The following is a 24,782-nucleotide window of genomic DNA, read 5'->3' as shown; positions in this document are numbered from 1 at the left end:
CGGGTGGGTTTGTGAAGTGAATATGTGTGACCTTGTTTCACAGGGTTACGGCGGTTATAGCGAAGTGGGAAACGCCCGGTAACATCCCGAACCCGGAAGCTAAGCCCTTCAGCGCCGATGGTACTGCACTCGGTAGGGTGTGGGAGAGTAGGACACCGCCGAACAATCATTAATACAGAGGGTCGGTCACGAGCACTTTTGAGTGTTTGTGGCCGGCCCTTTGTCACGTTTGAGGTGCGTCCTCCGCTGGCACTGGGCCAGGCGGCGTACGGTGAGTTTTGCGCGACGGCGAGGTCGACGACATACGGCGCGCTCGGAATCTTGGAGAGTTGGTGCGTTGCGGTGACGAATGACGATGAGGCTGTGCCCGAGAAGGATGGCGGCAGCCACCGCTCCGGTCGATGGTCGCGCGCTGCCGGCGACGCCGGTCGCGGGCCGCGGGATGACCGCACGCCGGATCGCCCCGAACGCGCCGCGGACTCATCTGCCGCTGGGCGTGGCGAGCACCGGGACTCCCGGGACGACAACAAACGTGGTCCGAACCGGTCGGCCGGCGGCGATGGCCGGCAAAACCGGTCGGATGGCCGACGCGGTGAGTTCCGTCGCGACAGCGGACGCGGCAGTGACCGGCGCAGCGATGACCGACGCGGCGAGAGTCGCCCTGCGCGTTCCGAGGAGCGCCGGTCCGATGATCGCCGCTCCGGTGGCGATTTCCGACGTGACGGTCAACGACCGGACGATCGTCGTCGTGACAGTGGTGCCGGGCGTCCGTTCGAGTCGCGCGGACGCGACAATGGCTCACGTGGCCGAAGCAGCGACGGTCGTCGTGACGACCGACCGGGGTACGGCCCCGGACCTCGAGAGGACCGCGGGCGCGACAGGCGGTCGGGACGTTCTTTTGATGACCGCGGACGTGGACGCGTAGGCGAGGCGCGGGGTCGTGATCGCGATGACCGTCGCGGTAGCGGGCGAGACGACCGCGGTGGCCAGCGGGCGGATCGCGGCACTGGTGCTGACAGTGCGCCACGTGGTCCGCGGTCCTGGGACCGCTCGTCGCCCTCGAAACGTTCGACGCGTGATACCCGTGTTGAGCCGCCGCTGCCCGAGGAGATCACCGGTAAGGAACTCGATCGTTCGGTGTGGCGCGAGATGCGCACACTCACCAAGGAGAACGCCCAAGGTGTTGCCAAGCACCTCGTCGCTGCTGCGACGCTGCTCGAAGATGATTCCGATCTTGCTCTCGCGCATGCAGAACACGCTGCACGCCGTGCGGGTCGAGTGGCCGCGGTGCGAGAAGCGTTGGGTTTGGTGCATTACCGGCGCGGCGAGTTCAACGACGCAATCCGCGAGTTCCGCACTGCGAAACGTCTTTCCGGTTCGAACCATTTGCTGCCTTACTTGGTGGATTGTGAGCGTGGCCTCGGACGGTATGAACGTGCACTGGACCTGGCGGCTTCTCCGGAAGCGCGCTCGTTGGGCGAGGCCGACAACATCGAACTCGCGATCGTCGTATCCGGTGTTCGACGGGACCTGAACCAGCCGGAGGCCGCGCAGATGGTGCTGCGGATACCGGCACTGGAGCGGGCCTCGAAACAGCCGTGGGCGGCGCGTCTCTTCTACGCGTATGCCGAGGCACTACTCGCCGGCGGCGCCGAGGGCGAAGCCCGTGACTGGTTCGCGAAGGCGATCGACGCGGACGTCGAGGGACAAACCGACGCAGCGGAAAGGGTTGACGATCTCGACGGGCTGGTCTTTGTCGATGCGCTCGACGAGGAGTTGGACGATTCGATTCCCGACGACGCAGGGTCGGCTGACGCGAGTGACGATCTGAGCGCAGTTGCTTCGGGCGTAGCGGTCGGTGACTCCCCGCAAGCAAGCGACGTCCCAGTCGATGAACCGGTCACAGCTTCGACCGAACCGGCCGAGTCGCCGCGTGAGCAAGACGCCGCCGCTCCGAGCGACTCCGACGCGATTTCGGGTTCCCTCACGTTCGTCGATGGCAGCGAAGGTGACAAGTCCTGACGGAGTATCCACATCTCCTGATCTGGAGTCTGTTCGTCCACAATTGAGTGGGCGGTGACTGGTTGCCAGGGGCGACTCATCGCAAGCTGAATGGGAACAAACGTTCGCATTCACGAAGGAGAAGCGATGACAACCCAGACGAAAGCGTCACAACCTTCCCGGTCCGGGAGCAAGCAGGACACCGATGCCAAGGCGGCCGCCGTCAACGAGGTGCACTTGGTCGGCCGTCTGAGTGCGCCACCGGTCGTCAAGCACTTGCCCAGCGGGGCAGAGGTCGTGCAGCTGCGGATCGTGGTCGATCGCCCGGCGGGGACGCGCGCCAAAACGCCGGGCGACGTCTCGAGGTCGCCAACGGTCGACACGATTGACATCGCGTGCTGGTCGGCGGAGTCACGGCGTCGAGCCATGTCGTGCGCGGGTCACGAGGTGATTGACGTCTCGGGCGCGTTGCGGCGCCGGTTCTGGCGCGGGCCGGCCGGCGTGGCCAGCAGATACGAAGTGGAGGCCGGCAAGCTGCGCGTCATCAAGCGGGCCGCCTGAGAGCGAGCCGCCCGACCCATCGGGACGGGGCGCAGGCAAGATGGACCTGTGCCACAGACATCAGGAACGCGAGGTCGACCTAGCCACCGGCAGGGCGACCATGACGGAGACCAACCCGGACCGAGCGACACGCGCGGTAACTTGGCGGCTGCCTATCCAGGTCTGGTGTGCGACCTGGACGGAGTGGTCTACCGCGGCGCGGAGGCGGTGCCCCACGCCGTGGAAGAGCTCGGCAACGCGCGTGGCAACGGTTCGCGGGTCGTCTTCGCGACCAACAACGCGTCCCGCCCACCTGCTGTCGTGGCGGATGCCTTGCGTGGCCTGGGCGTCCGGCTTGACGACGCCGACGTGCTGACGAGCTCGATGGCCGGTGCCGGTCATCTTGCGCAGCAATTACCCGCCGGCGCCGCCGTGCTGGCAATCGGTGGACCCGGTGTTGCCGATGCTCTCAATGCTGCAGGTATGCGCGCCGTGCTCGCTGCCGATGCCGCGACGGTGCCCGTGGATGCTGTCCTGCAGGGGTTTGGCGCCGAGGTGACCGCTGCGGAGCTCGGGGAAGCGGCCTATGCGATACAGAGGGGTGCCCGCTGGGTCGCAACCAACAACGATATGACGTTGCCGACGGACCGTGGCGTGGCACCGGGTAACGGCTCGTTGGTGGCGGCGGTGCAAGTGGCCGTCGACGTGGAGCCGACCGTGGTCGGCAAGCCCGGACCGTTGCTCTACGAGCTGGCGGCCGAAGCGCTCGGGACCGGGCCTGACTCGACGCTGGGCATCGGCGACCGTTTGGAGACCGACACCGCGGGTGCTCACGCCGCGGGTATGGATGCGTTGCATGTGCTGACCGGCGTGCATGGCCCTGCCGATCTGGTTCGTGCCCCGCGCGGACTGCGGCCGCGATTCATCGGGGTCGACCTGCGCGTGCTTGGCGAGCCGTATGCCGAGCCGGCGCGCGCTGGCGACGGGCGTTGGACGGCGGCCGGGTGGACCGGAACCCTGGTGGGGCAGGGGGATTCGGCACGAGTGTCCTTCGAGACCAGCATGGTGGCGGAGACCGATCTCGCCTGGATCGCGAAGCTGCGCCTTGCACTCCCGGTGCTGTGGGAGGCATTGGACCAACGACTCATCACCGAGGCCGAGGCTGTAGCCGCGCTGCCCCAGCCGCAGTAGCCTGCCGGAGACGTGACGATCACGTCCCGCCACCGCTGCGGCGGTTGTATGACGCGATTCCTGAGGAGACGGCGACATGGCGATCAACAGCGTGCGAACTGCCCTGCAGCTACTGACCGGTGCTGGCGAGGTGACACGCGCAAAGGCACTCGAGGCGGCCGGGACCCTGTTAGAACTGCCCGGTGTCGGCGAGACGTCCGCGAGAGCCGGCCAACTCGCCGAGGAGCTCATTGAGGCGGCAACAGCCAACCAGGCGATGATCACCGACCTCGTCCGGACCGAGCTGGATCGTCGCTTGGTCGTCCTGGGGTTGGCGCGGGGAAGCGACCTTGAGGCCGCCCAGCGCAAGATCGACACGTTGGAAGCCGAAGTGGCAGCCCTGCGTGCTGGAATGACACGATCCCCGTCGCCGGCGAGTGACGCCCAGGCAAGGGCACGGGCCAGCCGGTCGTCGAACAAGGCGGCCACGGCCAAACCGACGAAGAAGGCGGCAGCGAAAAAGGCTGCAGTCACGCAGCCGGAAGCAACCAAGCAGTCCGCGAAGAAGGCCACCGCGAAGAAGGCCGCCACCAAGAAGGCCGCCGCGAAGAAGGCCACCGCGAAGAAGGCCGCCACCAAGAAGGCCACCGCGAAGAAGGCCGCCACCAAGAAGGCCGCGACCAAGAAGGCCGCGACGCGCACGCAATAATGGCCGATGTGAGTGACGACGCGGAGCAGACCCCGAAGCCCCCATCCCGATGCCTGCGGTGCCGTCTCCGCAGATGGCGGCACGCCCCACGCCCCCACGACCGCGCAGGAGATCATCGACCGGGAGGACGCGGTCGGTCAGCAAGCGTCCGCGACCGAGGGGACGTCACGGTTCGCGAGCACCGGAGACCCGAAGGTTGATCGAGCCCTCGCTGAACTGCCGGACCCGGACGAGCACCGGCGGGATGACGAGCTGTCGACGGGCCGCAGCGACGATCAGGGCAGCAACGACTCGGCTAGCGGAATCGACCTGCCCGATCCTGGCCTGCTGGATGCCCACCTCGCCGAGGTGACCTCGGTGCACCGCCAGTTGCAGCAGCGGCTGTCGGACCTGTCGGGCTGATTCGTGCGAGCCGACGCAGCCCTGGTCGAGCGCGGCTTGGCGCGCTCGCGCGCCGTTGCGCGTGAGTTGATCGAGGCCGGTCAGGTGACCGCGGCCGGCCGATTGGTGACCAAGCCTGCAGCGCCGGTCGACCCGGCCGAGCTGGCGGTGGTCGGTGAGGTGCAACCGTGGGTGGGCCGGGCGGCATACAAGCTGATCGGTGCACTCGACGACTTCGGGGTCTCGGTGGACGGGGCCCGGTGCATCGACGTCGGGGCTTCAACAGGCGGCTTCACCCAGGTGCTGCTGCACCGCGGCGCGCGTGAGGTCGTCGCGCTCGACGTCGGTCATGACCAGCTTGCCGAGCCGGTCCGCAGTGATGCTCGGGTCATCGAACGTTCCGGGGTCAACGTGCGCGACATACAGCCTGATGACCTCGGGGGTCGGCCGATGTCGTCGTCGCCGACCTCAGCTTCATCTCACTTCGGCTGGTCCTGGACCGGCTGGCCGCACTCACTGCGTCCGACGGTGACCTGATCACCCTGGTCAAGCCGCAGTTCGAAGTCGGCCGCGAACGACTCGCCCGAACCGGCGTCGTTTCCTCGCCCCGTGAGCGGCACCGGGTACTGCGCGACGTGCTGGCGCTGGTGCCGCAGGCCGGGCTCTACCCCCACGGCCTGACGGCCAGTCCGATCTCCGGCGGCACCGGCAATCGGGAGTACCTGCTGTGGGCTCGTCATACGCAGGAGGGCAGGATGACTGAGGTGGACGTGCAGACGGCGCTGGAGGAACTGCTGACCGACGAGCTGAAGGACGCGCAGGTATGACGCGACGTGTTCTGCTGGTCGGGCATCCCGGACGACCCGAAGCGCTCGACGTGGCGGCCGAGCTGGTGCACGGGCTCACCGCGAACGACATCGAGGTCATCGGCCAGACCGACGAACTGCGCGCATTCGGCATCTTGGGCGAGCCCGGCGTGACCGGCTACGACGAGCCTCAGCAGGACGGTGCCGAGATCGCCGTCGTGCTCGGCGGCGACGGCACCATCCTGCGTGGCGCCGAGATCGTCCGCGAGAGCGGTGTGCCACTGCTCGGAATCAACCTGGGACACGTCGGATTCCTGGCCGAGGCCGAACGGGACGACATACAACACACCGTTCGCAAGATCGTCGACCGCGGCTGGACCGTCGAGGAGCGCGGGACGCTCGAAGTCGAGGCTTCGCTGGGTGGGCAGTCGTTGTGGACCAACTGGGCGCTGAACGAGGCATCCGTCGAGAAGGCCGCACGTGAGCGGATGCTCGAGGTGACCCTCGCGATCGACGGGCGTCCGCTGTCCACGTGGGGTTGCGACGGTGTCGTGATGGCGACCCCGACCGGCTCCACGGCATACGCCTTCTCGGCTGGCGGACCGATCGTCTGGCCGGGAGTGCCGGCAACCCTCGTGGTGCCGATCTCGGCCCACGCGCTCTTCGCCCGGCCGCTGGTGCTCAGCCACGACGTGCACATCGCGATCGACCTGCGCGACACCACGGGTGCCCGGGCGGTGCTGTGGTGCGATGGTCGCCGTTCGTTCGACGTGCCGCAGGGCGCTCGCATCGAGGTCCGGCGCAGTGACCGACCCGTGCGACTCGCCCGACTCGGCACCGGCCCGTTCACGGACCGGCTGGTGGCCAAGTTCGACCTGTCGGTGTCCGGCTGGCGCGGCACCGGTGGACGAACCCGCCACTGACGACTGGTGGGTGACTAGGCTTCCGGACGTGCTGCGCGAATTGCGGATCCAGGGTCTCGGCGTCATTGATGACGCCCTGCTCGACCTGTCGCCCGGGCTGAACGTGGTGACGGGCGAGACCGGCGCGGGCAAGACGATGGTCGTGCAGGGGCTGGGTCTGTTGCTCGGCGGCCGCAGCGACGCCGGCCTGGTGCGCGGTGGAGCGGACAAGGCATTCGTCGAAGGGATCGTCGAGCTCGACAGTGATCACCCGGCGGTCCTGCGTGCGCAGGAGGCCGGCGCCGAGGTCGACGATGCGCTGATCCTCGCCAGAACCGTCTCCGGGCAGGGCAGGTCGCGCGCTCACATCGGCGGTCGCAGCGCACCCGTCGGTGTGCTCAGCGAGCTGGGGGAGTTGCTCGTCGCCGTGCACGGCCAGGCCGATCAGTGGCGACTGCAACGCCCGGAGCAGCACCGCGTCATGCTGGACGACTTCGGCGGCAAGCCGATCGCGACAGCGCTCGCGGCATACCGCCGGCTGCACCAGGACTGGCAGGAGACTCGCGCCGAGCTCGCCGATCTGACCGACCGTGCCCGGGAGCGCGCGCAGCGGTTGGACCTGCTCACCTCGGCTCTGGAGGACATCGAACGCGTTGAGCCGGTGCCCGGTGAGGACGTGGAGCTGGCGGCAGAGTCGGAGAAGCTGACACACGCCGACGGGTTGCGCGAGGGCGCTGGTGCGGCACATGACCTCCTTGCCGGTGACGAGTCGAACGACGACGTGCCGCACGTCATCGACCTGGTCGCTCGCGCCCGGCACGCACTCGGCGGGTTGGTCGAGCACGACACCGACCTGGCCGCGCTGGAGGGGCGGATGCGGGAACTCGGCGTGCTCACAGCGGACATTGCGGCCGACCTTGCGTCATACCTCGCCGACCTGGAGGTCGATCCGGCCCGGATGGAGCACGTGCAGCAGCGCCGAGCCGAGCTGACCGCCCTACTGCGCAAGTATGGCGAGAGCATCGACGACGTCCTGGTGTGGAGCAAGGGAGCGGCGGCGGAAGCTGCGGAGCTGGCCGGCTCCGATGACCGGATCGAGTCGTTGCGTGGGCGCCTGGACGTGCTGGAGCCGGAGCTCGACACGGCTGCGAGCAAGCTCAGCAAGGCGCGCGGCACGGCCGCAGGCAAGTTGCAGAAGGCAGTGACCAAAGAACTCGGACATCTGGCGATGGGCTCGGCGAAACTGACCGTCGCGGTGACCAGCGACCCGGCGCATCGTGGCGTGCACGGCGTTGACGAGGTGGAGATCCTGCTTGCCGCAAATGCCGGCGCGACTCCACGCAGCGTTGCCAAAGCCGCGTCCGGTGGTGAGCTGTCCCGCGTGATGCTCGCCCTCGAAGTGGTGACCGCCACGGGCAACGTTCCGACGTTCGTCTTCGACGAGGTCGACGCCGGGGTGGGCGGATCGGCGGCGCTGGATATCGGTGCCCGACTGGCTCAGCTCGCCCAGCACGCCCAGGTCATCGTGGTCACGCACCTGGCGCAGGTGGCGGCATACGCCGATCGGCAGCTGGTCGTGCACAAGTCCAGCGATGGGCACATCACCGCCAGCGGCGTGACCGCTGTGGAGGGGAGGACCGGCTCGCGGAGCTGGCCCGCATGCTGGGCGGCGTCAGCGACAGCGCCGCAGCCCGTGAGCACGCGCAGGAGCTGCTCGACGGCGCCGGTCGACAACGCAACCAGTAGCCTTCGACCCGACCCAACACGCCGTACGAAGATGGCGCAGTCGGCCGAAAGACTTTGGGAGAGTGGCGATCTCGCCATACAGCGAGGGTGTCCCGGCCGACCTTGGCCCGGGGTGGTCCGGCAGGCCGAATGAGTAACGTAGACTGAGAGCCCGTGGTGGAGCAGACGAAACATATCTTCGTGACCGGAGGCGTTGCCTCTTCGCTCGGTAAGGGGCTCACGGCCTCAAGCCTCGGACATTTGCTCCGTGCTCGCGGTTTGCGGGTGACGATGCAGAAACTGGATCCGTACATCAACGTTGATCCAGGGACGATGAACCCGTTCCAGCACGGCGAGGTGTTCGTCACCGAGGACGGCGCCGAGACCGACCTCGACATCGGCCACTACGAACGCTTCCTGGACGTCAACCTCGCCGGCGATGCCAACGTCACGACCGGCAAGGTCTACAGCGAGGTGATCGCCAAGGAGCGGCGCGGCGAATACCTCGGTGACACCGTGCAAGTCATCCCGCACATCACCAACGAGATCAAGGCGCAGATGCGCGCCCAGGCGGCGCCGGACGTCGACATGATCATCACCGAGATCGGTGGCACGGTCGGTGACATCGAATCGCTGCCGTTCCTCGAGGCCGCGCGCCAGGTTCGTCAGGACGTCGGTCGGGACAACGTCTTCTTCCTGCACGTCTCGCTCGTGCCCTACCTCGCACCGAGCGGCGAGCTGAAGACCAAGCCCACCCAGCACTCGGTCGCCGCACTGCGACAGGTCGGCATCCAGCCGGACGCGCTCGTTCTGCGGGCGGACCGGGACCTGCCCGACGGCATCAAGCACAAGATCGCGCGGATGTGCGACGTCGACCTCGAGGCGGTCGCTGCGTGCGTGGATGCGCCGAGCATCTACGACATCCCGAAGGTCCTGCACGCCGAAGGCATCGACGCCTACGTCGTGCGGCGCCTTGGCCTGCCCTTCCGGGACGTCGACTGGCACGACTGGGACCGGCTGCTGGAGCGGGTGCACGAGCCCGAGCACAAGGTGGAGATCGCGCTGGTCGGTAAGTACATCGACTTGCCCGACGCCTACTTGTCGGTCACCGAGGCGATGCGCTCGGGTGGATTCCACCATGACGCGAAGGTCATCATTCGCTGGGTCCCGAGTGACGACTGCACCACGCCGGCGGGCGCCGCGAAGGCACTGGGTGGCGTGGACGCGATCCTCGTCCCCGGCGGTTTTGGGGTGCGTGGGATCGAAGGCAAGCTCGGTGCACTGCGATGGTCACGCGAGCATCAGGTGCCAACCCTGGGGATCTGCCTCGGCCTGCAGTGCATGGTCATCGAATACGCCCGAAACGTGGCCGGCATCGAGGGCGCTTCGTCCAGCGAGTTCGACCCGGACACGACTGCCCCGGTCATCGCGACGATGGAGGAGCAGAAGGCGTATGTCGAGGGGGCGGGCGACCTCGGCGGGACCATGCGGCTGGGCGCCTACCCGGCACGGTTGACCGCCGGCAGCGTCATCGCCGAGGCGTATGGCGCAACCAGCGTCTCCGAGCGGCACCGCCACCGCTACGAGGTCAACAACGCCTACCGTGCGCGGTTGGAGGAAGCCGGCCTGTCCTTCAGCGGCCTGTCTCCGGACGGTCAGTTGGTCGAGTTCGTCGAGCTGCCTCGTGAGGTCCACCCCTACTACGTGTCGACGCAGGCCCACCCGGAATTCCTGTCCCGCCCCAACCGTGCACACCCCCTCTTCGCCGGGTTGGTCGGAGCGGCGATCGATCAGCAGCGCGCCAGTCGACTGGTGGAGGTCGAGAGGCCGAAAGCCGCCGAAACATCTGTGGCGCAATAGGTTTCGCGAGAGGACACGATGAGCTCAGTGCATGACCGCCTTTCAACGCCGATTGCGGACCGGATCGATCCGCAACCGGTGACGTCGTCCACTGTCGTATACAAGGGGCGGGTCTGGGACGTCGTCACCGAGGATGTTCAGCTCGGTGCGGGTGGCCATGTGACGCGAGACTTCGTGCGTCATACCGGAGCAGTGGCGGTGGTGCCGATGCGCGGTGAGCCCGGAGCCGAAGAGGTGCTGATGATCCAGCAGTACCGCCACCCGGTCGGCACCTTCGATTGGGAAGTTCCGGCCGGGCTGCTCGACAAGCCGGGGAGGACCCGCGTTCTGCTGCTTCGCGCGAGTTGCGCGAAGAGGTCGACCTGGACGCAGGCAGTTGGCATGTGCTCGTTGACATCTTCACCTCGCCTGGGGCGTTGTCAGAGAACTTGCGGGTCTTTCTCGCGCGGGATGTGCACCCGGCGGTTGCCGAAGGCTTCGTGCGTGAGGGCGAGGAGCACGGTATGCCGACCGGCTGGGTTGCGCTGGATGATGCCGTCGACGCGGTCCTCGCCGGCAGGGTGCACAACGGTGTAGCGGTTTCCGCCATACTCGGTGCATCCGCTGCGCGGCAACGCAATTGGGAGACTTTGCGTCCGGCCGACGCACCGTGGCCGGAGCACCCGGCATACCGATGAGTCGTTTGCCGTCGCAGCGAAGCGCTGTCGAGCCCTTCCATGTAATGGAGGTGGTCCGTGCTGCTGCGGCACGCCAGCGCAGCCACGGTGACATGATCCTGCTGTGTGTCGGCCAGCCGTCGACGCCCGCACCGCGCGCCGCTCTGGATGCCGTGCACACGGTGTTGGAGGCGGACAGCCTCGGCTACACCGAGGGTGACGGGATTCCGCAGCTTCGCGAGACGATCGCGGCGCACTACCGCACGGCGTATGACGTGCAGGTCTCGCCGGACGAGGTCCTTGTCAGCACTGGATCATCTGGTGGTTTCAGCACTGTGCTGCTGGCAGCATTCGACCCCGGAAGTCGCGTCGCGATGGCGCGACCGGGTTATCCGGCATACCGAAACACCCTGCAAGCGTTGGGGATTCAACCGGTCGAGATTGACTGTGGGCCGAACACCCGCTTCCAGCTCACCGTTCATCATCTGGAGGGTGCGCACGCTGTTGCGCCGCTGGACGGGGTGATCGTGGCGAGCCCGGCCAACCCGACCGGCACGATCATCGAGCCTGACGAACTGGCGGCGATCGCGCAGTGGTGCGACGCGCACGGCGTCTTGCTTCTCTCTGACGAGATCTACCACGGCATTGCCTATGGTGCGCCGGCACAGACGGTACGTCGATTCAGTCGGGACGCCGTCGTGCTCGGCTCGATGAGCAAGTTCTGGTCGATGACCGGCTGGCGCGTGGGCTGGAACCTCCTGCCCGAGGCACTGCACAGACCGGTCGACGTGCTGCAGACCAATCTTGCAATCTGTGCTCCTGCTGTTTCGCAACACGCTGCGGTTGCTGCGTTTTCGCCCGAAGCGACGGCGGAGCTGCAACGCCACGTGGAGCGGTATGCCGTGAACCGCGACCTTCTGCTGCGGCGGCTGCCGGAGCTGGGCATCGAGTCGTTCGCGCCGCCGGACGGCGCGTTCTACGCCTATTGCGACGTCTCGCACCTGACCGATGACAGCAGGAGGTGGTGCGCCGACGTGCTTGACCGTACGGGAGTCGCGATCGCCCCCGGGATCGACTTCGACCCGGTCCGCGGCAACAACTTCGTGCGGATCAGCTTCTGCGGTGCGACGGATGCATTGGACGAGGCGCTCGACCGCCTCGCCGCGATCGTCTAGCGGTGCTCCGGCGGCACCCCTCTCGCCGAAAGGCTCAGAACGCGTCCGAGAGGCTCACTTGCGCAGGGTCATTTGCCCGATTTTTCTGAGCCTGTCGAGATGTATGTGGGCCTCTCGGCGAGAAAGGAGAGGCATCAGGCCAGGCCGAGGAACTCCCGTATGGCGGGCAGCTCGCGCTGCGCCTGGTCGTACCCGATGCGGTACATCGCTTCGAGGACCGGAAGCCTGCGCTCACCGTTGCTGACGGGCTCGACCTCGGGCGCGAAAACGTATGCCTTGCCGGCTTTTTCGAGCTCGAAGAGTTCCTCGCGCGTCTTGTTGTAGCGCTCGTAGCGGGTGCGCAGGGCTTCGGCGACGGCGGGGTAGCGGCGGTAGTAGGTCTTGAAGAACCAGTCCTTGCCCTCTGGCGTCTTCACGTACGACCGCTGCTGCGTCAGTATGACGAGGAACTTCTCGTACCCGTCCGCGTGTGCCGCGTCGAGGGCGATGCCACCGGACGTACCGAGCGCGCCATCGACATACAGGTGCCCGTCGAGTTTGACCGGAGGCATCAGCACCGGCATCGACGCCGACGCCTGCACCCGCAACACCAGATCCTGCAGGGTGTGGATGTCCTTGCGGCCCCAGTAGACCGTCTCGCCGGTGCCCGCGTCGAAGGCGCCGATCCGCCACTCGGTGGGTGAGTCGAGGTAGGTCTGCCAGTCGAACGGAAGGACGTTGTCGGGCAGCCCGGACTCCTGGTAGATGAACTGGGAGTTGAAGATGCCCTTGCCGCGAACGAAGGTTCGCCATCCGCCGAACTCCGGCTCCTGCGCGAACGTCGTGAAGGAGGCGTGCGCGCGCCATACGTCCTGGGTGACGTAGTTGGAAGCGTTGGTCGCGCCGGAGGAGATGCCCGCGACCCATGGCAACCGGATGCCGGCTTCGATCAGCGCGACGACGAGGCCGGCTGAGTGGCTACCGCGCATGGCACCGCCCTCGATGACAAGAGCGGTGTCTGCGACGGCCGGATCAGTCGGCACCGAAGTCCATCGCGGCATTGTCCAGGGCGTCGTCCTCGTCGGACGCCACGGACGGATTGGCCGAAATCGCTGCAGCACCACCGGGTTTCAGCTCACCAACAAGGTCGGTGTCACGCTGCGGCAGTGCGCCGAGCCCGGCATACAGCTCCAGCTTGGAGCGGGTGTCGGCGATGTCGAGGTTGCGCATCGTCAGCTGGCCGATGCGGTCGGTCGGGCCGAACGCGGCGTCCTCGGTGCGTTCCATCGACAGCTTGTTGGGGTGGTAGCTGAAGTTCTCCCCCGAGTGTCGATCACCGAGTAGTCCTCGCCGCGACGCAGCCGCAGCACAACCTCGCCGGTCACGGCGGACGCGACCCAGCGCAACAACCCCTCCCGGATCATCAGCGACTGCGGGTCGAACCAACGGCCTTCGTAGAGAAGGCGACCCAGCCGACGGCCCTCGTTGTGGTACTGCGCGACGGTGTCTTCGTTGTGGACTGCGTTGACCAGTCGCTCGTATGCCGCGAAGAGCAACGCCAGGCCGGGCGCCTCGTAGATGCCGCGCGACTTCGCCTCGATGATCCGATTCTCGATCTGGTCCGACATGCCGAGGCCGTGGCGGCCGCCGACCTCGTTGGCCAGCTTGAAGAGATCGACGACGTCGTCGAAGGTCTGGCCGTTGATCGACACAGGCCGACCGCGCTCGAAACGCACTGTCACGTCTTCGGTTTCGATGGTGACCTCGGGGTCCCAGAAGCGGACACCCATGATCGGTTCAACGATCTCCATGGAGGTGTCGAGGTGCTCGAGCGTCTTGGCCTCGTGCGTCGCACCAAGGATGTTGGCGTCCGTGGAGTAGGCCTTCTCGGTGGAATCGCGGTAGGGGAGCTTCTTGGCCTTCAGCCACTCGGACATCTCGTGCCGGCCGCCGAGCTCGTCGACGAACTGCGCGTCCAGCCAGGGCTTGTAGATGCGCAGGTCGGGGTTGGCCAGCAGCCCGTAGCGGTAGAACCGCTCGATGTCGTTGCCCTTGTAGGTCGATCCGTCGCCCCAGATGGAGACGTTGTCCTCGCGCATCGCGCGAACCAGCAGTGTGCCGGTCACAGCGCGACCGAGCGGTGTGGTGTTGAAGTAGACACGTCCGCCGGATCGGATGTGGAACGCGCCGCACGCGATCGCGGCCAGGCCTTCCTCGACCAGTTGGCGCTTGCAGTCGACAAGGCGGGACAGCTCCGCGCCGTATTCGCCGGCGCGATCCGGGACCGAGTCGATGTCCGGCTCGTCATACTGACCCAGATCCGCGGTATAGGTGCACGGTATGGCGCCCTTGTCACGCATCCAGGCCACAGCCACCGAGGTGTCCAGGCCACCGGAGAAGGCGATGCCGACGCGCTCGCCGACGGGGATGGAATTCAACACTTTCGACACGGCTCAACAGCCTAAGGGCAGCGCAGTCGCGTCGGTGGGGCGGTCTACCGTGTGGACGATGAGCACCGACGATCCCTGCCCGTGCGGTTCTGGGAAGCTGTATGACGACTGCTGTGGTCCCCTTCTCGCGAGCGAGCGGCTGGCAACGACCGCGGAGCAGCTGATGCGGTCGCGGTACACCGCGTACTTCTACGGCAATCGCGAGCACCTATGGCGCACCTGGCACCCGAAGACGCGTCCGGCCGAGGTCCCGCTGGACTCGTCGATTACGTGGAAAGGACTGCGAATACTGGACGTTCGCGATGGTGGAGCTGACGACGACACTGGGGTGGTGGAGTTCGTTGCGTCATACGACGGGGGAGAGCTGCGTGAGCGCAGCAGCTTCGCCAAGCGCGGCGGACGGTGGTTCTACCTTGACGAGGAGCCCTCATGACCGAACCGTTCGGGCGCCGGAAGGACCCCATCCTTCGTTCCTTCGGCAAGTCCGAGTACGGCAGAACCGGGACGCCTCCGAGCCAGCAGGCTGCGATGCGCGAAGCCGCGACAAGATTGGTCCACAGGGCGATGGATGCGCTGTTGCGCCAGGAGACTGACAGGGCCGCCGACTACGTGCGCAAGGGCGCGCGTCTGTCGTATGACGACGGCGGCGCGGCGCCCTTGGCGGTGGCCGCCCACATGTATGCGCTCCGAGCGGTGCTGGACGCTCACGAAGCGGGCGATGGGGTGTGGATCGACGCCGCCAACAACGTCCTCGACCCGATGTCGACGCGGAACCCGTTGGCATTAGCCGATTTTCGGCACGCCCTTACTGTTGTGCAGCACGACTACGGGACGACTCCCGCCGAGGAGCGGAACCTGCGGGCGCTGACAGAGGGTCAGCACGTCGCGACCATTCGCGAGATGCAGGAGCTCGAAGGCGAGGAGTTGTCCGCTGTGGTGATCGACCTGCTAGAGATCGTTCACCACTACGACGACGCGGTAGGCATGATCTGCGACGAGCGAGGGATTGACCACTACTGACGAGGCTGATCGGCCAGGTAGCGCACCAGTCCGGCAGCGTTGTCGAGTTGCGCAGCTTCCGCGGCCGGCATGAAGGCGACTCGGTCACGCCGGAATTCGACGGCCTCGGGGAGATGAGTCAGCGGCTCCGCAGCTTGTAGGAACGCGTCGAGCAGGTCGGTTGCGTCCAGCGCGTCGTCCTCGGTGCGATAAGCCAGTGCGTAGCAGGCGAGGATCACCGCAGTCACCGCTACATCGAGGCCCGGCGGCCCCCAGCAAGCGTTCTCCCAGTCGATGAGTTGCGGTCCTTGCGGTGCCATCAACACGTTGTTCGGATGCAGGTCGAGATGGATGAGGCGGTCGCCGCCTTCGCGTTCGGGTATCGGCGACGTGCCGTCGGGGCGTTGCACCGCGTGCGTCGACCTGTGCAGGTCCGCGAGCAACTGCATTGCGGAGTCCATCCCCAGTCGCCCGGCAGTCATTTCGGCGAGCATCGTCGGACCGTCGACGCGTTCGAGCACGAGGTCCGGGCCGTGGGCAGCCAGGACCCGAGGCGTTGGAATGCCCGCGTGCCAGGCGATTTCGGTCGCACTCGCCGCCTGGCCAACCGACCGGTGCACGTCCCGGTAACGGCGCAGGACTCGATGTTCGTCGAGCTCGTAGACCAACGCAGTCGCACCGGTGGCGAGCAACGCTCCCGGGTGGTCGCAGGCGGTCATGTACGCAGCCTATGGCCGCAGATGATTGCCGGACTGCGAGTCCACCGGCACCCGCAGCATGAACTCCTCGCCATACGAGCGAAATCCAGCACGCCTCAGCGTGGGCGCGGAGGTCTCCAGTCGGCCGGACACCAGCGCGATACGGCAGCCGCGGTCGGCGGCTGCGCGCAACCGAGAATCCAGGACCCCACGATAGGCGCCGCGACCGCGAGCCCATCTGGCCGACGAGCCGCCCCAGAGCTTCGCGACCGTGCCGTCGGCGTGAAAGGTCACTCCGCCCGTGGCTGCCGGGCGTCCGTCGAGATAGGCAACGTATGACGTGCCCGAGCCACTGTCGACGGTATGCCGCTGTCCTTCGACGTCCTCATCTCGCACGGGGCGGACAGGAGTCTCGAACGCTTCTGCCGCGACGGCTTCGGAGTCCTCGCAGGTGCGCCTGTCCATGGGGACGATCGTGGTCACGTCGGCGGGTACGTCGAGGTCGGGGCGTCCCGCGGTCAGGTCGAGGGCCAGGATCGCCATACGTTCGAGCTCGACGCCGCCGCGATCTCGCAGTAGGCCGGCGAGATCGGCGGGACGGGTGCGGTCGGTGAGGCCATTCCAGTAGAGCGCGTGGCGGCCCCACTCGACGGCTTGCCGTTCGGCAGCGGCAATGACGTCGGGTGCCGACAGGTCCGAGTTCACTGCGTAAACGCCTGTGTCGTAATGGAATCCGTTGTCGTAACGCACCATCTCGAATCCGTCGAGTTGCAAGTGCTCGCTCTCGGGTGGGACCCAGAACGTGTGCGCGGTGATGCGGAGAATCTCGTCGGCATCCATCACGACAGCGCAGAGCGTATGTCGGTGTGGGTGAAGTCGTCGCCCTTGAAGAGCAGCGGCTCGTCATACGCCTTGGCGAGTGCGTAACTGAAGCAGTCGCCGAAGTTGAGCTCCGCCGCCGAGCCACTGCCCCTGCCGAATACCTGGTGCGCGGCCCGCGCGAGCGCGAGCTGAGCGCGGTCGAAGGGAACGATCTGTGTGCCGGCTGATCCCAGTAGCTCGGCGATTTCGGCTTCCCGGTCGTGGTGCAGGACGAGCGATGTTTCCAAGAGAGTCGCCGTCGAGACCCGCGATTGTTGTCGCTGCAGGGCTGCTGCCATCGACGGTGCCTCCGGCTCATCCCAGAGAATTGCCACGAGCGCTGAGGTGTCAACGATCATCGAGGCAGGCCGTCGTCGTCATACATCTCGTCGTCCGTGAGCGGGGGACGGCCGCCTTTGGCGGCCGACCGACGACCGATCTCCAGGATGCGCTCGGCCAAGTCGCCCCTGCTTCGTGCGATGGCGGCGTCGTCCTCGGCGAGCGCCTTGGCCAAGGCATCACGGACCGCGCCGGTGGCGGTCGTATGGCGACGCGCCGCCAGCTCGTGCGCCATCCGGTGCACCTCGGGGTCCTTGATGTTGAGGGTTGGCATAGCCGAATTCTACCGTGGGTAGAACCGCCCGTCGCCGGCTGCGCAAAACTGATTTCGAGGTGGGGCCCTGGCGCCGTAGGATGGTTCCGCCCGTGGTGGTGGAGTGACGATCCACCGGGCGTTCCATGCGGTATGGCGCACCGATTTCGCCATACCAGAGGGCGCCGACCGGGGGACGCGCGTTCGGCGACACCGACGAGAGGCCGAGGTCTCCTCGGCGAAGGTGTGGTGGCACCGCGATCTAGCCCCCGCCCACACCTCCAGGGCTGCCTTCTCGACAAGGTGGCTTACATCGCGACCTTTGCCGGGAACCAACCCCGAAAGGAATCGCAATCATGCTTCGAACTCATGAAGCGGGCACCCTGCGCGCCACCGACGCAGGTCAGACCATCACGCTTGCCGGTTGGGTCGCTCGGCGACGCGACCACGGCGGCGTGGCCTTCCTCGACCTGCGCGACGCCAGCGGTGTGGTCCAGGTCGTCGCCCGCGACGAGGTGCTGACCGGCGCCGCACACGGTCTGCGCAACGAATACTGCATCGCGGTGACCGGCACGGTCACGCCGCGTGACTCCAAGGACGTCAACGCCGACCTGCCGACCGGCGAGATCGACGTCGTCGCGGACAAGATCGAGGTGCTGAGTGCGGCGGCACCCTTGCCCTTCCAGATCGACGAGCGCATCAACGTCGGTGAGGAAGCCCGCCTCAAGTACCGCTACCTCGACCTGCGACGTCCGGCCCAGGGTGGCGCAATTCGCTTGCGCTCCAAGGTGAATGCCGCCGCCCGCACGGTCCTGGCCGAGCGCGACTTCGTCGAGATCGAGACCCCGACCTTGACCCGGTCGACGCCGGAAGGTGCACGCGACTTCCTGGTGCCGGCACGACTGCAGCCCGGTAGCTGGTACGCCCTGCCGCAGAGCCCGCAGTTGTTCAAGCAGCTGCTGATGGTCGCGGGTATGGAGCGCTATTACCAGATCGCGCGCTGCTATCGCGACGAAGACTTCCGCGCCGACCGGCAACCGGAGTTCACCCAGCTCGACATCGAGATGAGCTTCGTCGAGCAGTCCGACATCATCGAGCTCGGTGAGGCGATCGCCAAGTCACTGTGGAAGGTCATCGGGGTCGACATCCCCACGCCGTTCCCGCAGATGACGTATGCCGAGGCGATGCGACGCTATGGCTCGGACAAGCCGGACCTGCGCTTCGACCTCGAAATCGTTGAATGCGCAGACCTTTTCAAGGACACGACGTTCCGCGTCTTCCAGGCGGAGTATGTCGGCGCCGTGGTCATGCCCGGTGGTGCTTCGCAGCCGCGTCGTCAGCTCGACGCATGGCAGGAATGGGCCAAGCAACGTGGCGCGAAGGGTCTTGCCTACATCCTGATGCAGGAGGACGGCACGCTCACCGGTCCGGTCGCCAAGAACCTCACCGAGGCCGAGATCGCAGCGTTGCCAGGGCATGTCGGCGCCAAGCCGGGTGACTGCATCTTCTTCGCCGCAGGTGACACCAAGTCGTCGCGTGCGCTGCTCGGTGCAGCACGGTTGGAGATCGGCCGACGGTGCGAGCTGATCGACGAGTCCAAATGGTCCTTCCTCTGGGTGCTGGACGCGCCGCTCTTCGAGCCGGCCGCCGACGCCGTCGCCTCCGGTGACGTCGCGGTGGGCGCTGGCGCGTGGACCGCGGTGCACCACGCGTTCACGATGCCGAAGAAGGAGTATGTCGACACGTTCGACACTGACCCGGGCTCGGCGCTCGCGTACGCCTACGACATGGTCTGCAACGGCAACGAGATCGGTGGCGGCTCAATCCGTATCCACCGCAAGGACATTCAGGAGCGAGTGTTCAAGGTGATGGGGCTGTCCGAGGAGGAGGCGCAGGAGAAGTTCGGCTTCCTGCTCGACGCCTTCGCCTTCGGTGCGCCGCCGCACGGCGGCATCGCGTTCGGGTGGGACCGGATCTGTGCGCTGCTCGCACACACCGACTCGATCCGCGAGGTCATCGCGTTCCCGAAGTCCGGTGGTGGCTACGACCCGCTGACCGCCGCGCCCGCGCCGATCACGCCCGCGCAGCGCAAGGAGGCTGGCGTCGACGCCAAGCCGGAGGCCAAGGTGATCGAGTAGCGAGGAACGAGCGTATCGAGATCAAGTGCGTTGAAATGATTGATGTTTCGACCGATCGCTTGGTCTCGATACGGCCTCGCCTAGCGGCTCGGCCTACTCGACCACCTTGGGTTGGCCTACTCGACCGACGGGGTCGGGAAGCGGGCTGAGGCGAGCTGCCTCGAGTGCGCGACGAGCCGGCCGGTGGAGTCCCAGATCTGGCAGTCCTCGTTGAGCAGGCCGCCGGCGACGTGCTCGGTGTGCAGCCGAAGCTGCAGCCAACCCGGTGCCGGTATGCCGCGCACATAGCCGGTGAACTCCACCGTCGGCACCCAGCCGACCGACCCGAGATCGAACGACACGGGCGGGAACGCGTCGAGTGCGAGCAGCAGTCCGACCGCGTCGATCTGCGCACCGTCCGCCAGTTGCAGCCAGCCGCGCATCTCACCCTGACCACTCGGTTCGCCCACGGCCCAGCCGACGGTCGCTGGATCCATCCGGGCGTCGAAGCGCTTGAGGAAGCCGGACTTGGTCAGTGTCGACGGCGGCGCGTCCTGTGCGGACAGACACTTGTCCGGGGGCGGGATGTCTGGCGCAGCAACGGTTCTCAGCACTGGCTCGGCATACTTCTCGAGGTCTCCGAGGGTGATGAGCGCCCGGAACCGCTCCACGTCACGGCCGTCGACCGGCTGCGACACAACCACTTCCGCGGTCGTCATCGACCGTCCGGATCGTAGGATCCGCGGCTCGATCTGTACCGGTCCCGCCGTGCCGGGCGAGAGGAAGACCGCGGAAAAGCTGAGCGGATCACGATGTCCGCCGGCCGCTTCACTGGAGCGCGCCGTCGCTGTGGTCGCGAGCGACATCAACAGGCCACCGTTGATCGCTTCGCCGATCGCCCAGTCGTCGCTGAGCCGTCCTGTCCAACCGGTGCCGGATTGTTCGAGGCGGAGGGCGTCGTCGAGTTCCGTCATACGGCCATGATGGCCGAGCGTCACGGCCCGGTGTCGCTCGGGACCAATCGCCGGCTGGCCCACGCGCGAGCCACACGGAAGCCGACCCGCTCGTAAATGGCGCGAGCGCGATCGTTGTCGGCGTCCATGCCGAGAGTGCAGACGCCATACTCGTCGATCGCCCGCCGGGTGAGCCCCGAGGTGATGGCGACACCGAGGCCACGACCGCGCGCCCCCGGATGGACGACGATCCCCGCTAGGTGCGGTGCGCGGCCCGGTGTCAGGTGTATGGCGCCCGCTGCAATCAACTCGCCCTCTTCCCGGATGCCGAGCCAGAGGTGCGTCCGGCCGCTACCCGGCTCGGACTCTGCAGCAGGGCTCCCGATCTCGTTCAGCGCCATGATGGCCGCCGCATCGCGATCGTCGTCCAACTCGAGGAGCGATTCCTCGGCGGCGGTCCTGGGCGGGGGCTGCTCGGTCCACATCCAGTCCCAGTCCCCGCCGCCTGCGATACGCCTTCCGAGCCGGTCCTCCAACAGCGGGAGAAAATGCCGCTCGACGGCGAGCCCGTTGATCTCCGGCGGCAGATCGGCCAGCACTGCGTCGAGCAGTTCGGGGACGTCGGCGTCCCCGAGGACCGAGACCCCATGGATGTGCCGCGAGTGTGAATGACGCTGGAAAGCCACGGCATCCCCGTGGACCCAGATGCCCGAGAGGTGCGGTCGGGCGAGGTCCCAGCGAACGAACGGATCAGCAGGGAAGAGCGTGTGCAGTGCGCTGCCGGGGAGGCGGCGAATCATGGTGTCGGCCACAACGAGGAATGTTCTCGCTTGGCGTTGCGAGTCGCAAGCTCCCTGCAACGCCAACCCAGCTCCAGCCTCCTGTGTTCGTGTCGATGAACTTCAACGATTAGCGTGTCACGGGTGTCCGATGATCTGTTCAGTGCCACCGGCGATCGCGAGCCCGGCGATGCGACGACGGCACCGCTGGCGGTCCGGATGCGACCTCGTTCGGTGGACGAAGTGCGTGGCCAGCGCGACGCGCTGAAGCAGGGGAGTCCGCTGCGCCGGCTGATCGAGGGCGCAAAGGGTGCTGCCGGACCGGTGTCGGCGATCCTCTGGGGCCCGCCCGGAACGGGCAAGACGACGCTCGCGCACCTTGTCGCGACCGCGGAGGACCGGCGCTTCGTCGAACTGTCGGCAATCAACGCCGGTGTGAAGGACGTCCGCGCCGTCATGGAGCAGGCGACCCGCGAGCGGTCGCTCTACGGGCGTCAGACGGTGCTCTTCCTGGACGAGATCCACCGCTTCAGCAAGGCGCAACAGGACGCACTGCTGCCCGGTGTCGAGAACCGACTCGTGGTGCTCGTGGCGGCGACCACCGAGAACCCCAGCTTCAGCGTGATCGCGCCATTGTTGTCGCGGTCCATGCTGGTCCGCCTCGAATCACTGAACGACGAAGAGGTCGCCTCGCTGCTCGACGACGCAGTGTCCGAATCACGTGGGCTGGCAGGTGATTTCGCGCTCGCTGACGACGCCCGCGCACACCTGGTCCGTATGGCGGGAGGCGACGCCCGCCGGTCCCTGACGGCTCTCGAGGCAGCGGCCGGTGTGGCCCTCGATGCGGCCGCGCAGGGCACCCACCCGGTCTCGATCGAGTTGCCGCACGTGGAGCAGGCGATGGCCACCGCGGCCGTGCGCTACGACCGCGCGGGCGATCAGCACTACGACGTCGCCAGCGCGCTCATCAAGTCGATGCGGGGCAGCGATGTCGATGCCGCCCTGCACTACCTGGCCCGGATGCTCGAGGCGGGAGAGGACCCGCGCTTCATCGCGCGCCGGATCGTCATCAGCGCCAGCGAGGACGTCGGTATGGCGGACCCGACAGCCCTGCAGACCGCCGTTGCCGCGATGCACGCCGTAGCCCAGATAGGTATGCCGGAAGCCCGCATCATCCTGGGGCAGGCAGTGGTCCACAACGCGCTGGCACCGAAGTCGAACGCGGCATACAAGGGCATCAACGCGGCGATCGAGGACGTGCGAGCCGGGCGCGGGGAGCGGTGCCACCGCACCTACGGGGTTCTGGGTATGCCGGAGCTGCGGCGCTGGGACACGGAGACGGCTACCGCTACACGCACGACGAACCCGGCGGGGTGGGCCGACAACAGTTCCTCCCGGACGATCTGATCGACGCCGATTACTACCAGCCCACCGATCGCGGGTGGGAGCAGAACCTCGGGCCGCGCTGGGAGTCAGTGCGCTCAGTCGTCCGCGGCACGGACGATCGCGGCAATTGAGCCCGCTCGGCGACACGCGATGGTAAACAAGTAACGATCTCGTTTCAGGGCTGTAAATGCCGCACGCCACAACAGGTTCCGTGACAGCGTGAAGAGATCGTCCCGTCGCTTCACCGAATCGGAGTAAACAGTGGTTCTGAAAAAGTCGAGCAAGATCGCCGCTGTTGCGGTGGTAATGGCCATGCCACTTGCCGCATGCAGCAGCAGTGGCCCGAGCAACTCCAACTCCTCGTCCCAGGGATCGTCGACTCCGCGCGCGAAGGTGACGTCGTCCGCCATGGACGCCTCGGTCAAGGGGCCGGCACCGGCGGTGGCCGGCGCCAAGACCGGCGGCACGCTGACGATCACCGACGCCGGTGCGCCACCGACGTGGGATCCGGCAGGCGCCTATTACGAGTTCTCCATGACGATCCTGTCCGAGCTGGTGACGCGAGGGCTGACCGGCTACCAGATCGACAAGGACGGCAAGGCCACCTTGGTGCCCGACATGGCACAGGGTCTCGGCAAGGCGTCGGCTGACGGCAAGACCTGGACGTTCAAGCTGAAGCCGGGGATGAAGTACAGCGACGGCACGCCGGTGAAGGCGGCCGACTTCGTCTACGCGATCAAGCGATCCTTCGACCCCACCCTCGGTGGCAACGGCCCGGTTCCATACCTCCAGACGACACTGGTCGGCGGGGACAAGTACCAAGGCCCGTTCAAGGACGCCAGCACAGACTTCAAGGGAGTCACCGCGCAGGGCGATGACACCGTCGTCTTCCACCTGACCCGGAAGTGGCCGACCCTGCCCTACTACCTGGCGTTCCCGGCAGCTACCCCGGTGCCGCAGTCGGCGGAGAAGAAGGCGACCTACGAGAAGGACCCACTCGCGACCGGTCCCTACATGATGAAGAGCTTCACCAAGGGCACCAGCATGGTGCTGCAGAAGAACCCGCAGTGGGACGCCAAGTCGGACCCGATCCGGCATCAGTACCCGGACACCATCAACATCAAACTCGGGGTCACGGCGCTCACCGAGCAGCAGCGGATCTTCGCCAACTCCGGTGATGGAGCAACGTCGCTGGACATCTCCGGCCTCGACGCCGGGTTGGAGAGCAAGGCCAAGTCGCAAACACAGCAGGTCGTCTTCGGTGAGTCCCCGTGTGAGTCCTACCTGCCGCTGGACTCGCAGAAGATCCCACTGGACGTCCGCAAGGCCATCGCGGTCGCCTACCCGTACGACCAGACACGCAAGGCCGGTGGCGAGAGCAATCTGACCTTCGACCCGGCGACGACCTACGCTCCGCCGCAGGTGCCCGGCATCAAGCAGTACCCCGCAGTGAACGCTATGACCGGCAAGGGCTCGGGTGACCCGGCCAAGGCCAAGGCCATGCTGCAGAAGGCAAAAAAGCTCGGTTTCGAGCTCTCTTGGTACTACGTCGGCGGCAAGGGCCAGGACGTCGCAGCGAATTCCGCGCTGAAGTCGGCGATGACGCAAGCAGGCTTCAAGGTCAAGGACGTCCCGGTCAGCCAGGAGCAGATCTCCGAGAAGATCAACGACCCGAAGGCGACCGAGAACGTCGGACAGGGCATCAGCTCCTGGTGTTACGACTGGCCATCGGGAGACTCGATCTATCCGCAGCTGTTCAGCTCGACGACCGCCAAGGACGGCCGCTCGGCAGCCAACCTGCAAGACCCTGCGATCGACAAGGAGCTCAACCGGATCAGCGCAATGGATCCGACGGCCGCTGCACCGGAATGGCTCGCCTTCGACAAGAAGATGACCGAGCAGGTCATGGGCATTCCACTGTCCTACTCGAAGGCGAGTTCGGTGCTGGGCAACAAGGTGCACAACGTCGTGCCGGACCCCAACCACGGACTGCCCGACTTTGCGCAGGTCTGGGTCGGCTGAGAGCCACGTCACTCAATGTAA

Annotated in this window: 26 protein-coding genes, 1 rRNA gene and 2 pseudogenes; 19 read left to right on the top strand and 10 right to left on the bottom strand. The window is 66.7% G+C overall.

The genetic code is table 11. From position 1 onward, the window contains the following. Positions 1-46 precede the first annotated feature (46 nt). The 12 genes from rrf (at position 47) to ACFQDH_RS19610 (ending at position 10,094) form a co-directional block, all read left to right on the top strand. A 5S ribosomal RNA gene (gene rrf, locus ACFQDH_RS19665) occupies positions 47-164 on the top strand. A gap of 212 nt (positions 165-376) precedes the next feature. Beyond that, complete coding sequence (locus ACFQDH_RS19660; protein ID WP_382404070.1) at positions 377-925, top strand: hypothetical protein; 549 nt, start codon at positions 377-379, stop codon at positions 923-925. 224 nt (positions 926-1,149) lie between these two features. Then, complete coding sequence (locus tag ACFQDH_RS19655) at positions 1,150-2,022, top strand: tetratricopeptide repeat protein (protein ID WP_382404069.1); 873 nt, start codon at positions 1,150-1,152, stop codon at positions 2,020-2,022. Positions 2,023-2,148: 126 nt separating this feature from the next. Further along, positions 2,149-2,562 carry a single-stranded DNA-binding protein gene (locus ACFQDH_RS19650; RefSeq protein WP_382404068.1) on the top strand — a complete coding sequence of 138 codons (414 nt, stop codon included), beginning with the start codon at positions 2,149-2,151 and terminating at the stop codon, positions 2,560-2,562. A 165-nt stretch (positions 2,563-2,727) separates the two neighbouring features. Further along, positions 2,728-3,732, top strand: a complete 1,005-nt coding sequence (locus tag ACFQDH_RS19645) for an HAD-IIA family hydrolase (protein WP_382404067.1) — start codon at positions 2,728-2,730, stop codon at positions 3,730-3,732. 76 nt (positions 3,733-3,808) lie between these two features. Beyond that, the gene (locus ACFQDH_RS19640; RefSeq protein ID WP_382404066.1) at positions 3,809-4,420 is read left to right on the top strand and encodes a hypothetical protein; all 612 of its coding nucleotides are present in this window, start codon (positions 3,809-3,811) and stop codon (positions 4,418-4,420) included. 12 nt (positions 4,421-4,432) lie between these two features. Beyond that, entirely contained in the window at positions 4,433-4,822 is a 390-nt protein-coding gene (locus ACFQDH_RS19635; protein WP_382404065.1) for a hypothetical protein, read from the top strand. A 3-nt stretch (positions 4,823-4,825) separates the two neighbouring features. Next, on the top strand, positions 4,826-5,338 hold the full coding sequence (locus ACFQDH_RS19630) for an SAM-dependent methyltransferase (RefSeq protein WP_382404064.1): 513 nt from the start codon (positions 4,826-4,828) through the stop codon (positions 5,336-5,338). Then, positions 5,278-5,628 carry an SAM-dependent methyltransferase gene (locus ACFQDH_RS19625; RefSeq protein ID WP_382404910.1) on the top strand — a complete coding sequence of 117 codons (351 nt, stop codon included), beginning with the start codon at positions 5,278-5,280 and terminating at the stop codon, positions 5,626-5,628. The genes ACFQDH_RS19630 and ACFQDH_RS19625 overlap by 61 nt, the downstream gene beginning before the upstream one ends. Next, positions 5,625-6,530, top strand: a complete 906-nt coding sequence (locus ACFQDH_RS19620; protein ID WP_382404063.1) for an NAD kinase — start codon at positions 5,625-5,627, stop codon at positions 6,528-6,530. The genes ACFQDH_RS19625 and ACFQDH_RS19620 overlap by 4 nt, the downstream gene beginning before the upstream one ends. Positions 6,531-6,540: 10 nt before the next feature. Next, positions 6,541-8,388 carry a DNA repair protein RecN gene (gene recN, locus ACFQDH_RS19615; protein ID WP_382404062.1) on the top strand — a complete coding sequence of 616 codons (1,848 nt, stop codon included), beginning with the start codon at positions 6,541-6,543 and terminating at the stop codon, positions 8,386-8,388. A gap of 20 nt (positions 8,389-8,408) precedes the next feature. Next, positions 8,409-10,094, top strand: a complete 1,686-nt coding sequence (locus ACFQDH_RS19610; RefSeq protein WP_382404061.1) for a CTP synthase — start codon at positions 8,409-8,411, stop codon at positions 10,092-10,094. 42 nt (positions 10,095-10,136) lie between these two features. Here the strand turns inward: ACFQDH_RS19610 and ACFQDH_RS19605 are convergent, their stop codons facing one another. Beyond that, on the bottom strand, positions 10,137-10,355 hold the full coding sequence (locus ACFQDH_RS19605) for a hypothetical protein (protein ID WP_382404060.1): 219 nt from the start codon (positions 10,353-10,355) through the stop codon (positions 10,137-10,139). Between the two features lie 17 nt (positions 10,356-10,372). Between ACFQDH_RS19605 and ACFQDH_RS19600 the strand changes: the two genes are divergently transcribed. Both ACFQDH_RS19600 and ACFQDH_RS19595 read left to right on the top strand, forming a co-directional pair. Beyond that, entirely contained in the window at positions 10,373-10,771 is a 399-nt protein-coding gene (locus ACFQDH_RS19600) for an NUDIX domain-containing protein (RefSeq protein ID WP_382404059.1), read from the top strand. Then, entirely contained in the window at positions 10,768-11,925 is a 1,158-nt protein-coding gene (locus ACFQDH_RS19595) for an aminotransferase class I/II-fold pyridoxal phosphate-dependent enzyme (RefSeq protein WP_382404058.1), read from the top strand. Before ACFQDH_RS19600 ends, ACFQDH_RS19595 begins: the two co-directional genes overlap by 4 nt. A gap of 134 nt (positions 11,926-12,059) precedes the next feature. On the opposite strand, the gene ACFQDH_RS19590 is transcribed toward ACFQDH_RS19595, so the two are convergent. Both ACFQDH_RS19590 and argG read right to left on the bottom strand, forming a co-directional pair. Beyond that, a complete protein-coding gene (locus tag ACFQDH_RS19590) occupies positions 12,060-12,947 on the bottom strand; it encodes a patatin-like phospholipase family protein (protein WP_382404057.1) in 888 nt (295 codons plus the stop codon). Then, a pseudogene (gene argG, locus ACFQDH_RS19585) lies at positions 12,937-14,354 on the bottom strand (argininosuccinate synthase). The gene ACFQDH_RS19590 and the pseudogene argG overlap by 11 nt, the downstream one beginning before the upstream one ends. A 58-nt stretch (positions 14,355-14,412) precedes the next feature. Between argG and ACFQDH_RS19580 the strand changes: the two are divergent. Both ACFQDH_RS19580 and ACFQDH_RS19575 read left to right on the top strand, forming a co-directional pair. Beyond that, the gene (locus ACFQDH_RS19580) at positions 14,413-14,787 is read left to right on the top strand and encodes a YchJ family protein (RefSeq protein WP_382404056.1); all 375 of its coding nucleotides are present in this window, start codon (positions 14,413-14,415) and stop codon (positions 14,785-14,787) included. After that, positions 14,784-15,374, top strand: a complete 591-nt coding sequence (locus ACFQDH_RS19575; protein ID WP_382404055.1) for a hypothetical protein — start codon at positions 14,784-14,786, stop codon at positions 15,372-15,374. The genes ACFQDH_RS19580 and ACFQDH_RS19575 overlap by 4 nt, the downstream gene beginning before the upstream one ends. On the opposite strand, the gene ACFQDH_RS19570 is transcribed toward ACFQDH_RS19575, so the two are convergent. The 4 genes from ACFQDH_RS19570 to ACFQDH_RS19555 are packed head-to-tail and all read right to left on the bottom strand — an operon-like array spanning position 15,368 to position 17,525. Further along, the gene (locus ACFQDH_RS19570; protein WP_382404054.1) at positions 15,368-16,072 is read right to left on the bottom strand and encodes a phosphotransferase family protein; all 705 of its coding nucleotides are present in this window, start codon (positions 16,070-16,072) and stop codon (positions 15,368-15,370) included. The genes ACFQDH_RS19575 and ACFQDH_RS19570 overlap by 7 nt on opposite strands. A 9-nt stretch (positions 16,073-16,081) precedes the next feature. After that, a complete protein-coding gene (locus ACFQDH_RS19565) occupies positions 16,082-16,891 on the bottom strand; it encodes a hypothetical protein (protein ID WP_382404053.1) in 810 nt (269 codons plus the stop codon). Then, positions 16,891-17,271, bottom strand: coding sequence for a type II toxin-antitoxin system VapC family toxin (locus ACFQDH_RS19560; RefSeq protein ID WP_382404052.1), 381 nt, complete (start codon positions 17,269-17,271; stop codon positions 16,891-16,893). The genes ACFQDH_RS19565 and ACFQDH_RS19560 overlap by 1 nt, the downstream gene beginning before the upstream one ends. Beyond that, the gene (locus tag ACFQDH_RS19555) at positions 17,268-17,525 is read right to left on the bottom strand and encodes a type II toxin-antitoxin system VapB family antitoxin (RefSeq protein WP_382404051.1); all 258 of its coding nucleotides are present in this window, start codon (positions 17,523-17,525) and stop codon (positions 17,268-17,270) included. Before ACFQDH_RS19555 ends, ACFQDH_RS19560 begins: the two co-directional genes overlap by 4 nt. Before the next feature lie 335 nt (positions 17,526-17,860). Here ACFQDH_RS19555 and aspS point away from each other — a divergent pair, with 335 nt between their 5' ends. Further along, a complete protein-coding gene (aspS, locus tag ACFQDH_RS19550; RefSeq protein WP_382404050.1) occupies positions 17,861-19,642 on the top strand; it encodes an aspartate--tRNA ligase in 1,782 nt (593 codons plus the stop codon). Between the two features lie 116 nt (positions 19,643-19,758). Here the strand turns inward: aspS and ACFQDH_RS19545 are convergent, their stop codons facing one another. Both ACFQDH_RS19545 and ACFQDH_RS19540 read right to left on the bottom strand, forming a co-directional pair. Continuing rightward, positions 19,759-20,595, bottom strand: a complete 837-nt coding sequence (locus ACFQDH_RS19545) for a thioesterase family protein (protein ID WP_382404049.1) — start codon at positions 20,593-20,595, stop codon at positions 19,759-19,761. Positions 20,596-20,615: 20 nt separating this feature from the next. Next, the gene (locus tag ACFQDH_RS19540) at positions 20,616-21,386 is read right to left on the bottom strand and encodes a GNAT family N-acetyltransferase (RefSeq protein WP_382404048.1); all 771 of its coding nucleotides are present in this window, start codon (positions 21,384-21,386) and stop codon (positions 20,616-20,618) included. Between the two features lie 111 nt (positions 21,387-21,497). Here ACFQDH_RS19540 and ACFQDH_RS19535 point away from each other — a divergent pair. Next, positions 21,498-22,870 (top strand): annotated as a pseudogene (locus ACFQDH_RS19535) (replication-associated recombination protein A). Here the strand turns inward: ACFQDH_RS19535 and ACFQDH_RS19530 are convergent. Continuing rightward, on the bottom strand, positions 22,835-23,149 hold the full coding sequence (locus ACFQDH_RS19530; RefSeq protein WP_382404047.1) for a hypothetical protein: 315 nt from the start codon (positions 23,147-23,149) through the stop codon (positions 22,835-22,837). The pseudogene ACFQDH_RS19535 and the gene ACFQDH_RS19530 overlap by 36 nt on opposite strands. On the opposite strand from ACFQDH_RS19530, the gene ACFQDH_RS19525 reads away from it, so the two are divergent. Beyond that, on the top strand, positions 23,148-24,761 hold the full coding sequence (locus ACFQDH_RS19525; RefSeq protein ID WP_382404046.1) for an ABC transporter substrate-binding protein: 1,614 nt from the start codon (positions 23,148-23,150) through the stop codon (positions 24,759-24,761). The two genes, ACFQDH_RS19530 and ACFQDH_RS19525, sit on opposite strands and share 2 nt — an antisense overlap. The last annotated feature ends 21 nt before the right edge of the window (positions 24,762-24,782 follow it).

It is taken from the genome of Flexivirga alba (assembly GCF_042661025.1).
Classification (GTDB): Bacteria; Actinomycetota; Actinomycetes; order Actinomycetales; family Dermatophilaceae; genus Flexivirga; species Flexivirga alba.
This window is presented reverse-complemented; position numbering and strand designations above follow the sequence as displayed.

Bases quoted from the DNA above. Each gene is read 5' to 3' on its own strand.
- ACFQDH_RS19595 (WP_382404058.1), top strand. From the start codon at position 10,768: ATGAGTCGTTTGCCGTCGCAGCGAAGCGCTGTCGAGCCCTTCCATGTA.
- ACFQDH_RS19580 (WP_382404056.1), top strand. From the start codon at position 14,413: ATGAGCACCGACGATCCCTGCCCGTGCGGTTCTGGGAAGCTGTATGAC.
- ACFQDH_RS19570 (WP_382404054.1), bottom strand. From the start codon at position 16,072: ATGACCGCCTGCGACCACCCGGGAGCGTTGCTCGCCACCGGTGCGACT.
- ACFQDH_RS19640 (WP_382404066.1), top strand. From the start codon at position 3,809: ATGGCGATCAACAGCGTGCGAACTGCCCTGCAGCTACTGACCGGTGCT.
- ACFQDH_RS19660 (WP_382404070.1), top strand. From the start codon at position 377: ATGGCGGCAGCCACCGCTCCGGTCGATGGTCGCGCGCTGCCGGCGACG.
- ACFQDH_RS19525 (WP_382404046.1), top strand. From the start codon at position 23,148: ATGGACGCCTCGGTCAAGGGGCCGGCACCGGCGGTGGCCGGCGCCAAG.
- ACFQDH_RS19655 (WP_382404069.1), top strand. From the start codon at position 1,150: ATGCGCACACTCACCAAGGAGAACGCCCAAGGTGTTGCCAAGCACCTC.
- ACFQDH_RS19545 (WP_382404049.1), bottom strand. From the start codon at position 20,595: ATGACGGAACTCGACGACGCCCTCCGCCTCGAACAATCCGGCACCGGT.
- ACFQDH_RS19560 (WP_382404052.1), bottom strand. From the start codon at position 17,271: ATGATCGTTGACACCTCAGCGCTCGTGGCAATTCTCTGGGATGAGCCG.
- ACFQDH_RS19530 (WP_382404047.1), bottom strand. From the start codon at position 23,149: ATGGCGGACGACGTCACCTTCGCGCGCGGAGTCGACGATCCCTGGGAC.
- ACFQDH_RS19555 (WP_382404051.1), bottom strand. From the start codon at position 17,525: ATGCCAACCCTCAACATCAAGGACCCCGAGGTGCACCGGATGGCGCAC.
- ACFQDH_RS19565 (WP_382404053.1), bottom strand. From the start codon at position 16,891: ATGGATGCCGACGAGATTCTCCGCATCACCGCGCACACGTTCTGGGTC.
- ACFQDH_RS19620 (WP_382404063.1), top strand. From the start codon at position 5,625: ATGACGCGACGTGTTCTGCTGGTCGGGCATCCCGGACGACCCGAAGCG.
- aspS (WP_382404050.1), top strand. From the start codon at position 17,861: ATGCTTCGAACTCATGAAGCGGGCACCCTGCGCGCCACCGACGCAGGT.
- ACFQDH_RS19575 (WP_382404055.1), top strand. From the start codon at position 14,784: ATGACCGAACCGTTCGGGCGCCGGAAGGACCCCATCCTTCGTTCCTTC.
- ACFQDH_RS19650 (WP_382404068.1), top strand. From the start codon at position 2,149: ATGACAACCCAGACGAAAGCGTCACAACCTTCCCGGTCCGGGAGCAAG.